This is a genomic window from Streptomyces sp. NBC_00690, assembly GCF_036226685.1.
Lineage (GTDB): Bacteria > Actinomycetota > Actinomycetes > Streptomycetales > Streptomycetaceae > Streptomyces.
In genome coordinates this window covers 5,191,553-5,206,295 of record NZ_CP109009.1, presented here as the reverse complement: position 1 = coordinate 5,206,295, position 14,743 = coordinate 5,191,553, and the positions used below count along the sequence as shown (strand labels likewise).

Annotated in this window: 22 protein-coding genes; 1 reads left to right on the top strand and 21 read right to left on the bottom strand. The window is 66.3% G+C overall.

Annotation, left to right across the window (positions count from 1 at the left end; all coding sequences use genetic code 11):
* Positions 1-18: 18 nt before the first annotated feature.
* Positions 19-1,641 carry an ABC-F family ATP-binding cassette domain-containing protein gene (locus OID54_RS22840; protein WP_443055662.1) on the bottom strand — a complete coding sequence of 541 codons (1,623 nt, stop codon included), beginning with the start codon at positions 1,639-1,641 and terminating at the stop codon, positions 19-21.
* Positions 1,642-1,697: 56 nt separating this feature from the next.
* Here OID54_RS22840 and OID54_RS22835 point away from each other — a divergent pair, with 56 nt between their 5' ends.
* Positions 1,698-2,636, top strand: a complete 939-nt coding sequence (locus OID54_RS22835; RefSeq protein WP_329022233.1) for a hypothetical protein — start codon at positions 1,698-1,700, stop codon at positions 2,634-2,636.
* On the opposite strand, the gene truA is transcribed toward OID54_RS22835, so the two are convergent.
* The 20 genes from truA to rplN form a co-directional block, all read right to left on the bottom strand.
* Positions 2,607-3,476 carry a tRNA pseudouridine(38-40) synthase TruA gene (gene truA / locus OID54_RS22830; RefSeq protein ID WP_329022231.1) on the bottom strand — a complete coding sequence of 290 codons (870 nt, stop codon included), beginning with the start codon at positions 3,474-3,476 and terminating at the stop codon, positions 2,607-2,609. The genes OID54_RS22835 and truA overlap by 30 nt on opposite strands.
* Positions 3,477-3,576: 100 nt before the next feature.
* Entirely contained in the window at positions 3,577-4,083 is a 507-nt protein-coding gene (gene rplQ / locus OID54_RS22825; RefSeq protein WP_329022229.1) for a 50S ribosomal protein L17, read from the bottom strand.
* 134 nt (positions 4,084-4,217) lie between these two features.
* Complete coding sequence (locus OID54_RS22820; protein ID WP_146481858.1) at positions 4,218-5,240, bottom strand: DNA-directed RNA polymerase subunit alpha; 1,023 nt, start codon at positions 5,238-5,240, stop codon at positions 4,218-4,220.
* Positions 5,241-5,365: 125 nt separating this feature from the next.
* Positions 5,366-5,770 carry a 30S ribosomal protein S11 gene (rpsK, locus tag OID54_RS22815; protein ID WP_003956432.1) on the bottom strand — a complete coding sequence of 135 codons (405 nt, stop codon included), beginning with the start codon at positions 5,768-5,770 and terminating at the stop codon, positions 5,366-5,368.
* Between the two features lie 98 nt (positions 5,771-5,868).
* The gene (gene rpsM / locus OID54_RS22810; RefSeq protein WP_146481856.1) at positions 5,869-6,249 is read right to left on the bottom strand and encodes a 30S ribosomal protein S13; all 381 of its coding nucleotides are present in this window, start codon (positions 6,247-6,249) and stop codon (positions 5,869-5,871) included.
* A gap of 194 nt (positions 6,250-6,443) precedes the next feature.
* Positions 6,444-6,557, bottom strand: a complete 114-nt coding sequence (gene rpmJ, locus OID54_RS22805) for a 50S ribosomal protein L36 (protein WP_003956441.1) — start codon at positions 6,555-6,557, stop codon at positions 6,444-6,446.
* A gap of 58 nt (positions 6,558-6,615) precedes the next feature.
* On the bottom strand, positions 6,616-6,837 hold the full coding sequence (gene infA / locus OID54_RS22800) for a translation initiation factor IF-1 (RefSeq protein ID WP_003956442.1): 222 nt from the start codon (positions 6,835-6,837) through the stop codon (positions 6,616-6,618).
* A 357-nt stretch (positions 6,838-7,194) separates the two neighbouring features.
* Positions 7,195-8,031, bottom strand: coding sequence for a type I methionyl aminopeptidase (map, locus tag OID54_RS22795; protein WP_329022228.1), 837 nt, complete (start codon positions 8,029-8,031; stop codon positions 7,195-7,197).
* Positions 8,032-8,174: 143 nt separating this feature from the next.
* Positions 8,175-8,825: an adenylate kinase gene (locus OID54_RS22790; protein ID WP_329022227.1), complete on the bottom strand. Its 651-nt coding sequence runs from the start codon at positions 8,823-8,825 to the stop codon at positions 8,175-8,177.
* Positions 8,825-10,144, bottom strand: a complete 1,320-nt coding sequence (secY, locus tag OID54_RS22785) for a preprotein translocase subunit SecY (RefSeq protein WP_329022225.1) — start codon at positions 10,142-10,144, stop codon at positions 8,825-8,827. Before secY ends, OID54_RS22790 begins: the two co-directional genes overlap by 1 nt.
* 234 nt (positions 10,145-10,378) lie before the next feature.
* On the bottom strand, positions 10,379-10,834 hold the full coding sequence (gene rplO / locus OID54_RS22780; protein WP_329022223.1) for a 50S ribosomal protein L15: 456 nt from the start codon (positions 10,832-10,834) through the stop codon (positions 10,379-10,381).
* Position 10,835: 1 nt separating this feature from the next.
* Positions 10,836-11,018 (bottom strand): 50S ribosomal protein L30, encoded by a 183-nt coding sequence (gene rpmD / locus OID54_RS22775; protein WP_329022221.1) that lies wholly within the window; start codon positions 11,016-11,018, stop codon positions 10,836-10,838.
* A complete protein-coding gene (rpsE, locus tag OID54_RS22770; protein WP_005313527.1) occupies positions 11,018-11,623 on the bottom strand; it encodes a 30S ribosomal protein S5 in 606 nt (201 codons plus the stop codon). Before rpsE ends, rpmD begins: the two co-directional genes overlap by 1 nt.
* A gap of 46 nt (positions 11,624-11,669) precedes the next feature.
* On the bottom strand, positions 11,670-12,053 hold the full coding sequence (rplR, locus tag OID54_RS22765) for a 50S ribosomal protein L18 (protein WP_329022220.1): 384 nt from the start codon (positions 12,051-12,053) through the stop codon (positions 11,670-11,672).
* A gap of 3 nt (positions 12,054-12,056) precedes the next feature.
* Positions 12,057-12,596 (bottom strand): 50S ribosomal protein L6, encoded by a 540-nt coding sequence (gene rplF, locus OID54_RS22760; protein WP_329022218.1) that lies wholly within the window; start codon positions 12,594-12,596, stop codon positions 12,057-12,059.
* Positions 12,597-12,616: 20 nt separating this feature from the next.
* Positions 12,617-13,015: a 30S ribosomal protein S8 gene (rpsH, locus tag OID54_RS22755; RefSeq protein ID WP_329022216.1), complete on the bottom strand. Its 399-nt coding sequence runs from the start codon at positions 13,013-13,015 to the stop codon at positions 12,617-12,619.
* A gap of 263 nt (positions 13,016-13,278) precedes the next feature.
* Positions 13,279-13,464: a type Z 30S ribosomal protein S14 gene (locus tag OID54_RS22750; protein ID WP_003948630.1), complete on the bottom strand. Its 186-nt coding sequence runs from the start codon at positions 13,462-13,464 to the stop codon at positions 13,279-13,281.
* 3 nt (positions 13,465-13,467) lie between these two features.
* Complete coding sequence (rplE, locus tag OID54_RS22745) at positions 13,468-14,025, bottom strand: 50S ribosomal protein L5 (protein WP_250923446.1); 558 nt, start codon at positions 14,023-14,025, stop codon at positions 13,468-13,470.
* Positions 14,025-14,348, bottom strand: a complete 324-nt coding sequence (gene rplX, locus OID54_RS22740; protein WP_250923445.1) for a 50S ribosomal protein L24 — start codon at positions 14,346-14,348, stop codon at positions 14,025-14,027. Before rplX ends, rplE begins: the two co-directional genes overlap by 1 nt.
* A gap of 2 nt (positions 14,349-14,350) precedes the next feature.
* On the bottom strand, positions 14,351-14,719 hold the full coding sequence (gene rplN, locus OID54_RS22735; RefSeq protein WP_023539336.1) for a 50S ribosomal protein L14: 369 nt from the start codon (positions 14,717-14,719) through the stop codon (positions 14,351-14,353).
* Positions 14,720-14,743 lie beyond the last annotated feature (24 nt).

Below are 14,743 nucleotides of genomic sequence, written 5' to 3'. Positions count from 1 at the left end.
CAGGGCGGCCCCGAAGGGCTACCGGGCGCGCTCCACCCGCCGCTCGTCCCACACGGGACCGTCGGTCTCCCGCACCACCCCGTCCGAACCGAACACCAGATAGCGGTCGAAGGACTTCGCGAACCAACGGTCGTGCGTCACCGCCAGCACCGTCCCGTCGTACACCTCAAGCCCCTCCTGCAACGCCTCCGCCGACTCCAGGTCGAGGTTGTCCGTCGGCTCGTCCAGCAGGAGCGCCGTCGTACCGGCGAGCTCCAACAGCAGGATCTGGAACCGCGCCTGCTGCCCGCCCGAGAGCTTCTCGAACGGCTGGTCACCCTGCCGCTCCAGCTCATAGCGGCGCAGGACCGACATCGCACCGCCCCGGTCCTTCGCCTGCTCGGTCCACAGGATGTCCACCAGGGTCCGGCCCAGCAGTTCGGGATGGGCATGGGTCTGCGCGAAGTGTCCGGGCACCACCCGGGCACCCAGCTTCCACGCGCCCGTGTGGACCACCGATCCATCGCCCGCCAACAGCCGCAGGAAGTGGGACTTGCCCGAGCCGTTGGAGCCGAGCACGGCGACCCGCTCGCCGTAGTAGACCTCCAGGTCGAACGGCTTCATCAGCCCCGTCAGCTCCAGACCCGTGCAGGTCAGGGCACGCACCCCGGTCCGGCCGCCGCGCAGCCGCATCCGGATCTCCTGCTCGCGCGGCGGCTCCGGCGGCGGGCCCGCATCCTCGAACTTCTTGAAACGGGTCTGCATCGCCCGGTACCGCGATGCCATGTCCGGGCTGATCGCCGCCTGCTGCCGCAACCGCAGGACCAGCGCCTTCAGCCGGGCGTGCTCCTCGTCCCAACGCCGCTTGAGCTCCTCGAACCGGGCGAACCGCTCCTTGCGAGCGTCGTGGTACGTGGCGAACCCGCCGCCGTGCACCCAGACGTCCGACCCCGCGGGGCTCGGCTCCACACTGACGATCTTCTGCACGGTACGGGCGAGCAGTTCGCGGTCGTGGGAGACGAAGAGGACCGTCTTGCGGGTCTCCTTCAGCCGCTCCTCCAACCAGCGCTTGCCGGGTACGTCCAGATAGTTGTCCGGCTCGTCCAGCAGCAGGACCTCGTCGGGGCCGCGCAGCAGTGCCTCCAGGGCGAGCCGCTTCTGCTCACCGCCGCTCAGCGTCCCCAGCAGTCGCCACTGCGCCTTGTCGTACGGCACCCCCAGCGCCGCCACGGTGCACATGTCCCAAACCGTCTCGGCCTCGTAGCCGCGCGCTTCCGACCAGTCACTGAGCGCCTGCGCGTACGCCATCTGCGCGGCTTCGTCGTCGACGGTCATGATGCGCTGCTCAGCGGCGTCGACCGCGGCTGCGGCTTCCCGCACCCGGGGCTGGGCAAGGGACACCAGCAGGTCCCGTACAGTCCGTTCGTCGCGCACCGAACCGATGAACTGACGCATCACCCCGAGGCCACCGCTGACCGACACCGTGCCGCTGTGCGGCTGCAACTCCCCGGAGATCAGCCGCAGCAGGGTCGTCTTGCCTGCGCCGTTCGCTCCGACCAGGGCGACCACCGCCCCGTCGCCCACTCGGAACGAGGCATCCGCGAGCAGCACCCGTCCGTCGGGTAGGTAGTACTCCAGGTGTGCTGCTTCGAGGTGTCCCATGTCCCCCATAGTGACGGCCCCTCCCGCGCAACCCCAACCGGTTTAGGATTCGCAGCATGAGCTTTGGCCAGGGGGGACCTCAATGGGGGTCCGGCGGACAGCATCACGACCCGTACAACTCCCGTCAGGGAGCGCCCGATCGGTTCGATCCGTTCGGTGCAGGGCGGTCGGCGGGGGATCCTGACACACCGGACTGGGCGGCCCTGGCCGAGGCGTCCGCGGCCCGGGCCCGCCGCAGGCGCTGGCTGCTGATCGGTGGTGGGGCGCTGGCCACGGCCGCGATCGCGGGAATCGTGGCCACGGCGATCGTCAGCTCCAACGACGACGGCGACGACCGTTCGCAGAACACCTCCAGCGAACTGCCCGGCCCGGAGAACGTGCCGAGCGGCAGCGGCGGCCCCGACCCGTCCTTCTCCTCGGTCGCCCCCGCTCCCCCGCCCGATCCCAAGGACTTCATCTCCAGCGAGACGAAGGACACCGCCCCGCTGAGCGTCGACACCCTCTTCCCCGGCAAGAAGCTGACGATGACCGGGCGCTCCTACGCCAAGGGGGCGACGGCCCGTACCGGCACCTGTACCGCGGCGGTGCAGGGCGGTCTCGGGCCAGTCCTCGCCCGCAACGGCTGTGACCAGGTATTCCGCGCCACCTACAGCAAGGACGGGGTGGCGGTCACCGTGGGAGTGGCCGTCTTCGGCAAGGAGAGCGAGGCGAAGGCCGCCATCGCACAGCGGGTGCGCGGACAGAACCTCACCCCGCTGGCGGGGGCGGGCGTCAACACCTTCTGCAAGGCCGGTCCGACGTGCCGCTTCACGGCCAACTCCTACGGCAGGTACGCGTACTTCACCAGCACCGGCTACACCACCGGCAAGGACGTGGTGACGGGCGACACCAAGGCGTTCCAAGCCGGCGACGACCTCGCCGAGTTCGTCTTCCGGCAGATCGTGGCCCGGGGCAATGCGCAGGCGTCAGCAGCAGCCGTCGCGCCCGCCGGCTGACAGCGGCAGCGAACGCCGGTTGCGCGCCTCCACGTTGCGGGCCGCCAACAACTCGTCAGCTGGGTAGCCGACCTCTTCGAGGGTGAGGCCGTGGGGGCGTACGACATGGACGGCCGAGTCCCGCACCCCTGCGGCGAGCACCGTAGCGGGCCACTGCACCGGCCGGTGTCCATCGCCGACGAACAACAGCGCGCCCACCAGCGAGCGCACCATGTTGTGGCAGAAGGCATCGGCCCGCACGGTCGCGGTGATGATCCCGGCGTCGTCCCGCTGCCAGGAGAACTGCTGGAGGGTACGGATGGTGGTCGCGCCCTCGCGCTTCTTGCAGTAGGCGGCGAAGTCATGCTCGCCCACCAGCCGCCGTGCGGCCTCGTTCATGGCGTCGACGTCCAACGGCCAGTCGTGCCACAGCACATGGCCGCGCAGCAGCGGATCGACACCACCGGGGTTGTCGGTGACCCGATACGCGTAGCGCCGCCAGATCGCCGAGAAGCGTGCGTTGAACCCCGCGGGCGCCTCCGCGACCCGCCAGATCCGCACATCGCGGGTCAGCCGTCCCGCGAGCCGCTTCAGCAGCTTCTCCGCGTGCTCGGCCCACAGCTCCTCGGGCACGTCGACATGGGCGACCTGCCCGCGGGCGTGCACCCCCGCGTCGGTCCGCCCCGCGACGGTCAGCTCATGGGTCCGCGCGGACCGGGTCACCGTACGCAGCGCATCCTCGATCTCGCCCTGTACGGTGCGTCGCCCCTCGGCCTGTTTGGCCCACCCGGAGAAGTCCTTGCCGTCGTACGACAGGTCCAGCCGCAGCCGGACCCAGCCGGCCGCCACCTCATCACTCACGTGTTCAGTTCCTCTCAGGGCCCTCGATCCCACCGAGGGCGCCGGACAAGCGGAACGGGTCCGCTCCCCGAAGGGAACGGACCCGTCACCAAAGACGCGATCAGGCGTCCTTGGACTCCTCGGCGGCCTCGACCGGCTTGGCGTCCTCAACCGGAGCGGCCTCGTCGGCAGCGTCCTTCTTGAGGGCGTCTTCCTTGACCGCGCGCTTGGCGGCGGCCTCGGCCTCGGCAACGGTGGCCTTCTTCGCGATCTCGCCCTCGACGAGCTCGATCACGGCCATGCGCGCGTTGTCACCGCGGCGGTTGCCCACCTTGGTGATACGGGTGTAGCCACCCGGGCGCTCGGCGTACCGCGGCGCGATCTCGGTGAAGAGCGCGTGCACGATGCCCTTGTCCGTGATCGTCTGAAGAACGAGGCGACGGTTGTGGATGTCGCCCTTCTTCGCCTTGGTGATCAGGCGCTCGGCGACCGGACGCAGGCGGCGGGCCTTGGCCTCGGTCGTGGTGATGCGGCCGTGCTCGAACAGCTGCTTCGCAAGGTTCGCGAGGAGCAGACGCTCGTGCGCGGCGCTGCCGCCCAGACGGGCACCCTTGGCGGGCTTCGGCATGGTGTTTCTCCTTGTGTGCTGCACCGGCCGTACCAGGTACCGGTGTCAGTTCCCCCGAAGCGGCTGCCACGGGGAAGTCATTCGGCATCCGTGCGGGACGCGGGTGGCGTCCCGCACGGGATGCTCGATGGTGCTTAGTACTGCTCGGTCTCGACGAAACCGGCGTCCGCGTCGTCGTCGGCGCCGAAGGCGTCAGCGGCGGCGGTCGGGTCGAATCCGGGCGGGCTGTCCTTGAGCGCCAGGCCCATGCCGGCCAGCTTCGCCTTGACCTCGTCGATCGACTTGGCACCGAAGTTGCGGATGTCGAGCAGGTCCGCCTCGGAGCGGGCGACGAGCTCGCCCACCGAGTGGATGCCCTCGCGCTTGAGGCAGTTGTAGGAGCGAACGGTCAGCTCCAGCTCCTCGATCGGCAGGGCCAGGTCCGCGGCGAGCGCGGCGTCCGTCGGGGACGGACCCATGTCGATGCCCTCGGCGTCGATGTTCAGCTCGCGGGCGAGACCGAACAGCTCGACCAGGGTCTTACCGGCGGAGGCCATGGCGTCACGCGGACGCATCGCCTGCTTGGTCTCGACGTCGACGATCAGCTTGTCGAAGTCGGTGCGCTGCTCGACTCGGGTCGCCTCGACCTTGTAGGTGACCTTGAGGACCGGCGAGTAGATCGAGTCGACCGGAATGCGACCGATCTCCTGGCCGACCTGCTTGTTCTGCACGGCGGAGACATAGCCGCGACCGCGCTCGACGGTCAGCTCCATCTCCAGCTTGCCCTTGCCGTTCAGGGTGGCGAGGACGAGGTCGGGGTTGTGCACCTCGACACCGGCCGGGGGCGCGATGTCGGCGGCGGTGACCAGACCCGGGCCCTGCTTGCGCAGGTACATCACGACCGGCTCGTCGTGCTCCGAGGAGACGACCAGCTGCTTGATGTTGAGGATCAGGTCGGTGACGTCCTCCTTGACGCCCGGCACGGTGGTGAACTCGTGCAGGACACCGTCGACGCGGATGGACGTGACCGCCGCACCCGGGATCGAGGAGAGGAGCGTACGGCGGAGGGAGTTGCCGAGGGTGTAACCGAAGCCCGGCTCCAGCGGCTCGATCACGAACCGGGAGCGGTACTCGTCGACGACCTCTTCGGTCAGCGACGGACGCTGAGCGATCAGCATGGGGAAATCCTTCAGTCGTGGGCGCCCGCTATTTGACGCCCGACGGATGTCTTACAAGGGTACGGGCGGCACGACCCGAAGGGGCCGTACCGCCCGTAACCACAGCCACTCAGCTCAAGCGAGCGTCAGACGCGACGACGCTTGGGCGGACGGCAGCCGTTGTGCGGGGTGGGGGTGACGTCCTGGATCGAACCGACCTCAAGGCCAGTGGCCTGGAGGGAGCGGATCGCGGTCTCACGGCCGGAGCCGGGACCCTTGACGAAGACGTCGACCTTGCGCATGCCGTGCTCCTGCGCGCGGCGGGCGGCCGACTCGGCGGCCATCTGCGCGGCGAAGGGGGTGGACTTGCGCGAGCCCTTGAAGCCGACGTGGCCGGCGGAGGCCCAGGAGATCACGTTGCCGGACGGGTCCGTGATCGAAACGATGGTGTTGTTGAACGTGCTCTTGATGTGCGCGTGGCCGTGAGCGACGTTCTTCTTTTCCTTGCGGCGCACCTTCTTGGCAGCGCCCTGACGACCCTTGGGGGGCATCTATATCTCCTACGGGAGGTGGTCGGTCCTACAGCGAAGACCGCTTGGCTGTGCGGCGACCCGGGCAGTCCCCGGGATTCCGCAGCGTCCGCTGAGGACTACTTCTTGCCCGGCTTCTTCTTGCCGGCGATGGCGCGACGCGGGCCCTTGCGGGTACGAGCGTTGGTGCTGGTGCGCTGGCCGTGGACCGGAAGTCCACGACGGTGACGCAGACCCTGGTAGCAGCCGATCTCGACCTTGCGGCGGATGTCGGCCTGGATCTCGCGGCGGAGGTCACCCTCGGTGCGGAGGTTGGCGTCCACGTACTCGCGGATCTTGACCAGGTCCTCTTCGGCCAGGTCACGAACGCGGGTGTTCGGGTTCACGCCGGTCGAGGCGAGGATCTCCTTGGACCGGGTACGCCCAATACCGAAGACGTAGGTGAGTGCGATCTCCACACGCTTTTCGCGCGGGATGTCAACACCGGAAACGCGTGCCATTCAATGGCTCCTGTGTGATCGGGGGTCTTCCGCAGAACCACTCCCTGGCCGCCGACTCCGTGCTGGAGTGGTACGACCGGGTCTCCGGCCCCCGCCGGAGGTGTCGCCGACCCATATGGGCTGGGCGGGCTCTGCGTATGTACGAATTCGCTTGCGTCGCGCGAAGAACTGCGAGGTGCAGAAGTCGGCGTGCGTCAGCCCTGGCGCTGCTTGTGGCGCAGGTTGTCGCAGATGACCATGACCCGACCGTGACGGCGGATCACCTTGCACTTGTCGCAGATCTTCTTGACGCTCGGCTTGACCTTCATTGGATGTCAGGTTCTCCGGGTCAGTGCCATCTCCCCCGCGAAGGGGACCAGGCAAGATCTACTTGTACCGGTAGACGATCCGGCCACGCGTTAGGTCGTACGGAGACAGCTCCACCACGACCCTGTCGTCCGGAAGGATTCGGATGTAGTGCATCCGCATCTTGCCGGAGATGTGCGCGAGGACCTTGTGACCGTTCTGAAGCTCCACCTTGAACATCGCGTTCGGGAGGGACTCGATCACGGTGCCCTCGATTTCGATGGCACCTTGCTTCTTGGCCACGCTTCGCCCTTCGAATCGGCTACCTTGATCAGCTCCCGTCCACCGTGTGCGGACACACGGGTACACGAGAGCCGACGCATCAGTCTACGTCAGGGCATTCGAAAAGACGAATCCTGGAAGCTTGCCCACTCGTAGAGATCGTTACTCGGCCGATTCAAGAACCGAATCGGCCATCCGGCCACTGAGGGTCACCGGAGCTCTGGTTCCGGCCCGCATTTCCCTAGGGCGTACTGCCCCGGAGAAGGTCTCACCGGCAGCCGGTGCGCCGGGGCGGAAGACCCATCGCGGTTCACCCGTACGAGTCCATGCCTATGCCTCCGCCCGCCCGGACCGGCGCCACCGGCCCCCGCACCCTGCTCAGCCCAGCGGGTCGGGTGCGGCCGTGATCCCGAGTTCGGCGAGCTTGGCCCGGCCGCAGTCGGGCGAGGTGAGCACCAAAGGGCCCTCCTCGGTCACCGCGACCGAGTGCTCCCAGTGCGAGGACCAGGTGCCGTCGGTGGTGATCACGGTCCAGTCGTCAGCGAGGACCTCGGTCTTCGGAGTCCCCAGGGACACCATCGGCTCGATCGCCAAGCAGAAGCCGGGCACCAGCCGCGGCCCCTTGCCCCGCTTGCGCGAGACGTAGTTCAGCAGATGCGGATCCATGTGCATCTGGGTGCCGATGCCGTGGCCGCCGTAGTCCTCGATGATCCCGTACCGACCGCCACCGGGCTTGGGCTGACGGCGGATGTACATCTCGATGGCGCGGGAGACGTCCACCAGGCGGCTGCCGGACTTCATCGCGGCGATCCCGGCCCACATCGACTCCTCGGTCACCCGGGAGAGTTCGATCAACTCCGGGGCGTGACCGGTGCCGACGAACGCCGTGTACGCGGCGTCCCCGTGCCAGCCGTCGACGATCGCTCCGGCGTCGATCGAGATGATGTCACCGTCCTTGAGGACGGTCTTGTCGTCGGGGATGCCGTGGACGACGACCTCGTTGGCCGACGTGCAGATGGTCGCGGGGAAACCGCCGTACCCCAGGAAGTTCGACTTGGCGCCGTGGTCGGCAATGACCTTGCGGGCCACCTCGTCCAGATCCCGGGTGGTCGCGCCGGGGACGGCAGCCTCGCACGTCGCCGCGTGGATCGCAGCCACGACCAACCCCGCCTCGCGCATCTTCGCGATCTGCTCCGGGGTCTTGATCTCCACCATCGCCTTGCCTTCCACCTCTGTCTTGTCCGGTACGGCCCGTACGATCCTCGCTCAACAGTACGGCCGCGGCGTCCATCGGACACCGCGGCCGTACCGTGACGGTCAGGACCTTCAGGTCTTGTCGACCTCGGCCGTCTTCTACTTCAGTTCTTCTTCAGTGCTTCCATCGCCCGCTCGGTCACGTCCGCGACCTTGCCGAGTGCCGAGATCGTCACCACGAGGCCCTGGCCCCGGTAGTAGTCGATGATCGGCTCGGTCTGGGTGTGGTAGACCTCAAGGCGCTTGCGGACGGTCGTCTCCGAGTCGTCGTCGCGCTGATACAGATCGCCACCGCAGACGTCACAACGGCCGTCCACCTTCGGCGGCGAGTACGTCACGTGGAAGACATGGCTTGAGTCATTGCGGCAGATGCGGCGGCCCGCGATCCGCTTGACGACCTCGTCCTCGGGGACCTCAAGGTCGAGCACCCCGTCCAACGTCATGCCCTCGGACTTCAGCATCCCGTCGAGCGCCTCGGCCTGCGAGACGTTGCGCGGGAAGCCGTCGAGCAGGAACCCGTTGACGGCGTCCGGCTGCTCCATCCGGTCCTTCGCCATACCGATGGTGACCTCGTCGGGAACCAGCTCACCCTTGTCCATATAGGACTTGGCTTTCCGACCGAGGTCGGTGCCCTTGCTGATGTTGGCGCGGAAGAGATCGCCCGTGGAGATGTGCGGGATCGACAAGTTCTCGGCAAGGTACGCAGCCTGCGTTCCCTTGCCGGCACCGGGTGGTCCGACGAGGACGATTCGCATTAGCGGAGGAACCCTTCGTAATTGCGCTGCTGGAGCTGGCTCTCGATCTGCTTCACGGTCTCCAGACCCACACCCACGATGATGAGGATGCTTGTCCCGCCGAACGGGAAGTTCTGGTTCGCGCCTCCGAAGCCCGCCAACGCCATCGTCGGAACAAGAGCAATCAGACCCAGGTACAGCGAGCCCGGCCAAGTGATCCGGTTGAGCACGTAGCTCAGATACTCGGCAGTAGGTCGACCAGCCCGGATACCCGGGATGAAGCCACCATACTTCTTCATGTTGTCCGCGACTTCCTCGGGGTTAAACGAGATAGCCACATAGAAGAACGCGAAGAACACGATCAGGAAGAAGTACACGGTGATGTAGTACGGGTGATCACCCTTGACGAAGTACTGCTCGATCCACGTCTTCCAGGAGGAAGTACCGCTGGAGAACTGTGCCACCAGCGCTGGGATATAGAGCAGCGACGAAGCGAAGATGACCGGAATCACACCCGCCTGGTTGACCTTCAGCGGGATGTAGGTCGAGGTGCCACCGTAACTACGCCGCCCGATCATCCGCTTCGCGTACTGAACAGGGATACGACGTTGTGCCTGTTCCACGAAGACGACCAGGGCGACCATCACGAAGCCGATCAGAATGACCGTGCTGAACTCGATCCAGCCCTTGGCGAGCTTGCCGCTCTCCTTGATGGCCCAGAGGGCACCCGGGAAGCCGGCGGCGATCGAGATGAACATGAGGATCGACATGCCGTTGCCGATGCCGCGGTCGGTGATCAGCTCACCGAGCCACATCACAGCGGCGGTACCCGCGGTCATGGTGATCACCATGACGACGGTGGTGTAGATGGTGCGGTCCGGCACGATCTGGCTGGCGACCGGGCAGCCGCTGAAGAGTGCACCGCTGCGAGCGGTCGCGACCAGACCCGTGCCCTGGAGCACGGCGAGGGCCACCGTCAGATAACGGGTGTACTGGGTGATCTTCGCGGTGCCGGACGAACCCTCCTTCTTGAGGGCTTCCAGCCGCGGAATGACCACGGTCAGCAGCTGCAGGATGATGCTCGCCGTGATGTACGGCATGATGCCGAGCGCAAAGATGGTGATCTGCAGCAGCGCACCGCCACTGAACATGTTCACCAGGCCGAACAGACTGTTGTTGTTCTGCTGGGCCAAGTTGACACAGGTCTGAACGTTCTGGTAATCGATGCCCGGTACCGGGATGTGAGACCCGAGTCGATAGAGCACGATGATGGCGAGCGTGAAGAGCAGCTTCTTGCGCAGGTCGGGCGTCTTGAACGCCCGGGCGAACGCGGTGAGCACGGTGCCTCCTGCGACCCCCGCGCTTCTGCGTCAGAGGTGACGGTCTTGAGGATCGATGAATACGAATCAGGAAATCCGCACGATCCCGATGGGGCAGACCGTACGGGGGTTCTTTACAGCAACATCGCACGCCACCTTACCGGCGGCAGTGCCCCGCTTGGAACGACCAACCGGGGATGCCCCATTTGAGAGGCATCCCCGGTCGGTGTTCAGCTTCCCACCACAGAACTTGTGTCAGACAAGCTCGGTGACGGCGCCGCCAGCGGCGGTGATCTTCTCCTTGGCGGAGCCGGAGACGGCGTCAACCGTCACCTGCAGCGCCACGGAGATCTCGCCCTGGCCCAGGACCTTGACGAGCTGGTTCTTGCGGACCGCACCCTTGGCGACCAGATCGGCCACCGTGACTTCGCCACCCTCGGGGTAGAGCGAAGCGAGCTTGTCCAGGTTGACGACCTGGTACTCGGTACGGAACGGGTTCTTGAAGCCCTTGAGCTTCGGGAGGCGCATGTGGAGGGGCATCTGCCCGCCCTCGAAGCGCTCCGGAACCTGGTAACGGGCCTTGGTGCCCTTGGTTCCACGACCGGCCGTCTTACCCTTCGACGCCTCACCACGACCAACACGGGTCTTCGCGGTCTTGGCACCCGGGGCAGGACGGAGGTTGTGGACCCTCAGCGGGTTCTGCTCCGCCATATCAGTCAACCTCCTCGACCGTCACGAGGTGGCGGACGGTGTGCACCATGCCGCGGAACTCGGGACGATCCTCCTTGACCACCACGTCGTTGAGCCTCTTCAGGCCCAGCGAGCGCAGCGTGTCACGGTGGTTCTGCTTGCAGCCGATGTACGACTTCTTCTGCGTGATCTTGAGGCGGGCCATTACGCACCCGCTCCCGCACGTGCACGAAGCAGAGCCGCGGGGGCGACGTCCTCAAGGGGCAGACCACGGCGAGCCGCGATCTCCTCGGGACGCTGCAGACCCTTCAGGGCCGCCACGGTCGCATGCACGATGTTGATCGCGTTGTCGGAGCCAAGCGACTTCGACAGGATGTCGTGAACGCCGGCGCACTCCAGAACGGCGCGCACCGGGCCACCGGCGATAACACCGGTACCGGGGGAAGCAGGCTTGAGCAGAACGACGCCCGCAGCCTTCTCGCCCTGGATCGGGTGGGGAATGGTGCCCTGGATGCGGGGGACCTTGAAGAAGTGCTTCTTGGCCTCCTCAACACCCTTGGCGATGGCGGCCGGCACCTCCTTGGCCTTGCCGTAACCGACACCAACGGTGCCGTCACCATCGCCCACCACGACCAGCGCGGTGAAGCTGAAGCGACGACCACCCTTCACAACCTTGGCGACGCGGTTGATCGCGACGACGCGCTCAACGTACGCGGTCTTCTCGGCGGCAGCTGCGCCACCGTCACGGCCCTTCCGGTCCCGCCGCTCGCCGCCACCGGCACCGCTTCCGCGGCGCTGGGGTCCAGCCATTGGATCTACCTCTCTCTGTTACGTCCGCTAGCTCCGGAACCGGGGCCTAGAACTTCAGCCCGGCCTCGCGGGCGGCGTCAGCCAGAGCGGCAATCCGCCCGGCGTACTGGTTGCCACCACGGTCGAACACGACGGCCTCGACACCAGCGGCCTTGGCGCGCTCGGCGACCAGGGCGCCGACCTGCTTGGCCTGGGCGCTCTTGTCGCCCTCGCCACCGCGGATCGAGGTGTCCAGGGTCGACGCCGACGCCAGCGTGTGGCCGGCGATGTCGTCGATGACCTGCGCCACGATGTGGCGGTTGGAACGCGTCACAACCAGGCGCGGGCGCTCCGGCGAACCGGAGATGCGCTTGCGAACGCGGATGTGGCGGCGCTTGATGGCGGCGCGCTTGTACGCGTCACCCTTGGCGATCTTCACACCGTATGCCATGGCTTACTTACCCGCCTTTCCGACCTTGCGGCGGATGACCTCGCCCGCGTACTTGACGCCCTTGGCCTTGTACGGGTCGGGCTTCCGCAGCTTGCGGATGTTGGCGGCGACCTCGCCGACCTTCTGCTTGTCGATTCCCTCGACAGAGAACTTGGTCGGCGATTCGACCTTGAACGAGATCCCCTCGGGGGCCTCGACCAGGATCGAGTGGCTGTAACCGAGCTGGAACTCCAGGTTGGAGCCCTTCGCTGCGACGCGGTAACCAACACCGCTGATTTCGAGCGCCTTCGTGTACCCCTGGGTCACGCCGGTGATCATGTTGGCCACCAGCGTGCGGGACAGGCCGTGGAGGGCCTTGTTCTGACGCTCGTCGTTGGGGCGGGAGACGTTGAGAACGCCGTCCTCACCCTTAACGATGTCGATCGGCGCGGCAACGGTGTGGCTCAGGGTGCCCTTGGGACCCTTCACCGCGACCGTGCGGCCATCGATGGTGACGTCCACACCGGCGGGAACCTGGATGGGGAGCTTGCCGATACGCGACATTGCTATTCCTCCGTTCCCGACTACCAGACGTAGGCGAGGACTTCCCCACCTACGCCCTTCTTCTGCGCCTGCTGGCCGGTCAGGAGACCGTGGGACGTGGAGATGATCGCCACGCCCAGGCCGCCGAGGACCTTCGGCAGACTGGTGGACTTCGCGTACACGCGCAGACCCGGCTTCGAGATCCGCCGGATGCCCGCGATGGAGCGCTCCCGGTTAGGACCGAACTTGAGCTCCAGGACGAGGTTCTTGCCGACTTCGGCGTCCTCGACCTTCCAGCCCGTGATGAAGCCCTCCTGCTGGAGGATCTCTGCGATGTGCGACTTGATCTTGCTGTGCGGCATGGTCACGGAGTCGTGGTACGCCGAGTTCGCATTCCGCAGACGCGTCAACATGTCTGCGATCGGATCAGTCATGGTCATGAATTGGCCTTCGGCCTCTCTCGCCGGGGTTTCCTGTATGCGCCATCCCTCTCCCCACACTGGGGCGGGACGGGTGCGGCGCGGGGACCTACGGCGTAGTAAGTCGTTCAGGGCGGCGGACGCCCAACCCTCCTAGCCTAAGCCATGGAAGGACGGGCCTCCGCCTACCCTCTGCTTACCGAGAGCGTCCAGTAATCCCAATCTCCGATCCGGTCACCTGCAGGCGCCCCGGAGGGCACCGGCTGGGGACCGGGTGGAGGGGTTTACCAGGAGCTCTTGGTCACGCCCGGCAGCTCGCCACGGTGAGCCATCTCACGAAGGCACACGCGGCACAGGCCGAACTTGCGGTACACGGAGTGGGGACGACCGCAACGCTGGCAGCGCGTGTAGCCACGCACGCCGAACTTGGGCTTGCGGGCGGCCTTGGCAATGAGAGCCTTCTTTGCCACGGCTCACGCCTCCTTGAACGGGAAGCCGAGGTGACGCAGGAGCGCGCGGCCCTCAGCGTCGTTGGTCGCCGTGGTAACCACGGTGATGTCCATACCCCGGACGCGGTCGATCTTGTCCTGGTCGATCTCGTGGAACATGACCTGCTCCGTGAGACCGAAGGTGTAGTTGCCACGGCCGTCGAACTGCTTGGGGGACAGACCACGGAAGTCGCGGATGCGCGGAAGCGCGAGCGACAGGGTGCGGTCCAGGAACTCCCACATGCGGTCGCCACGGAGGGTGACGTGGGCGCCGATCGGCTGACCCTCACGCAGCTTGAACTGCGCGATGGACTTGCGGGCCTTGGTGACGGCCGGCTTCTGACCGGTGATCGTGGTGAGGTCCTTGACGGCACCATCGATCAACTTGGAGTCGCGGGCGGCGTCGCCCACACCCATGTTGACCACGATCTTGACGAGCCCGGGAACCTGCATGACGTTCTCGTACGAGAACTCCTCAAGCAGCTTGCCCTTGATTTCCTCGCGGTACTTCGTCTTGAGACGCGGAGTGGTGGTGGTAGCCATCAGATGTCCTCACCCGTCCGCTTGGCAACGCGGATCTTGTTGCCCTCGTCGTCGAAGCGGAATCCGACGCGCGTCACAACCTTCTTGCCGTCCTTCTCCACGACGAGCTGAACATTGCTCACGTGGACGGGGGCCTCGGTGGTGACAATCCCGCCGGTCTGCGAACCACGAGCGGTCTGGCCGGCCTTGGTGTGCTTCTTGACCCGGTTGACACCCTCGACCAGGACACGGTCCTCACGGGGGAAGGCCTGAATGACCTTGCCCTGCTTGCCGCGGTCCTTACCGGTGATGACCTGAACCAGGTCGCCCTTCTTGATCTTCATGCTTACAGCACCTCCGGCGCGAGCGAGATGATCTTCATGAACTTCTTCTCGCGCAGCTCACGGCCCACCGGGCCGAAGATACGGGTGCCGCGAGGGTCGCCGTCGTTCTTCAGAATGACAGCGGCGTTCTCGTCGAAGCGGATGTACGAGCCGTCCTGGCGGCGGCGTTCCTTCACGGTGCGAACGATGACCGCCTTGATGACGTCACCCTTCTTCACGTTGCCACCGGGGATCGCGTCCTTGACGGTGGCAACGATGACGTCACCGATGCCCGCGTAGCGGCGACCGGAGCCACCGAGAACACGGATGCAAAGGATTTCCTTGGCACCAGTGTTGTCGGCGACACGCAGTCGCGACTCCTGCTGGATCACGTGTATCTCCTGTTTGTCTGCCGG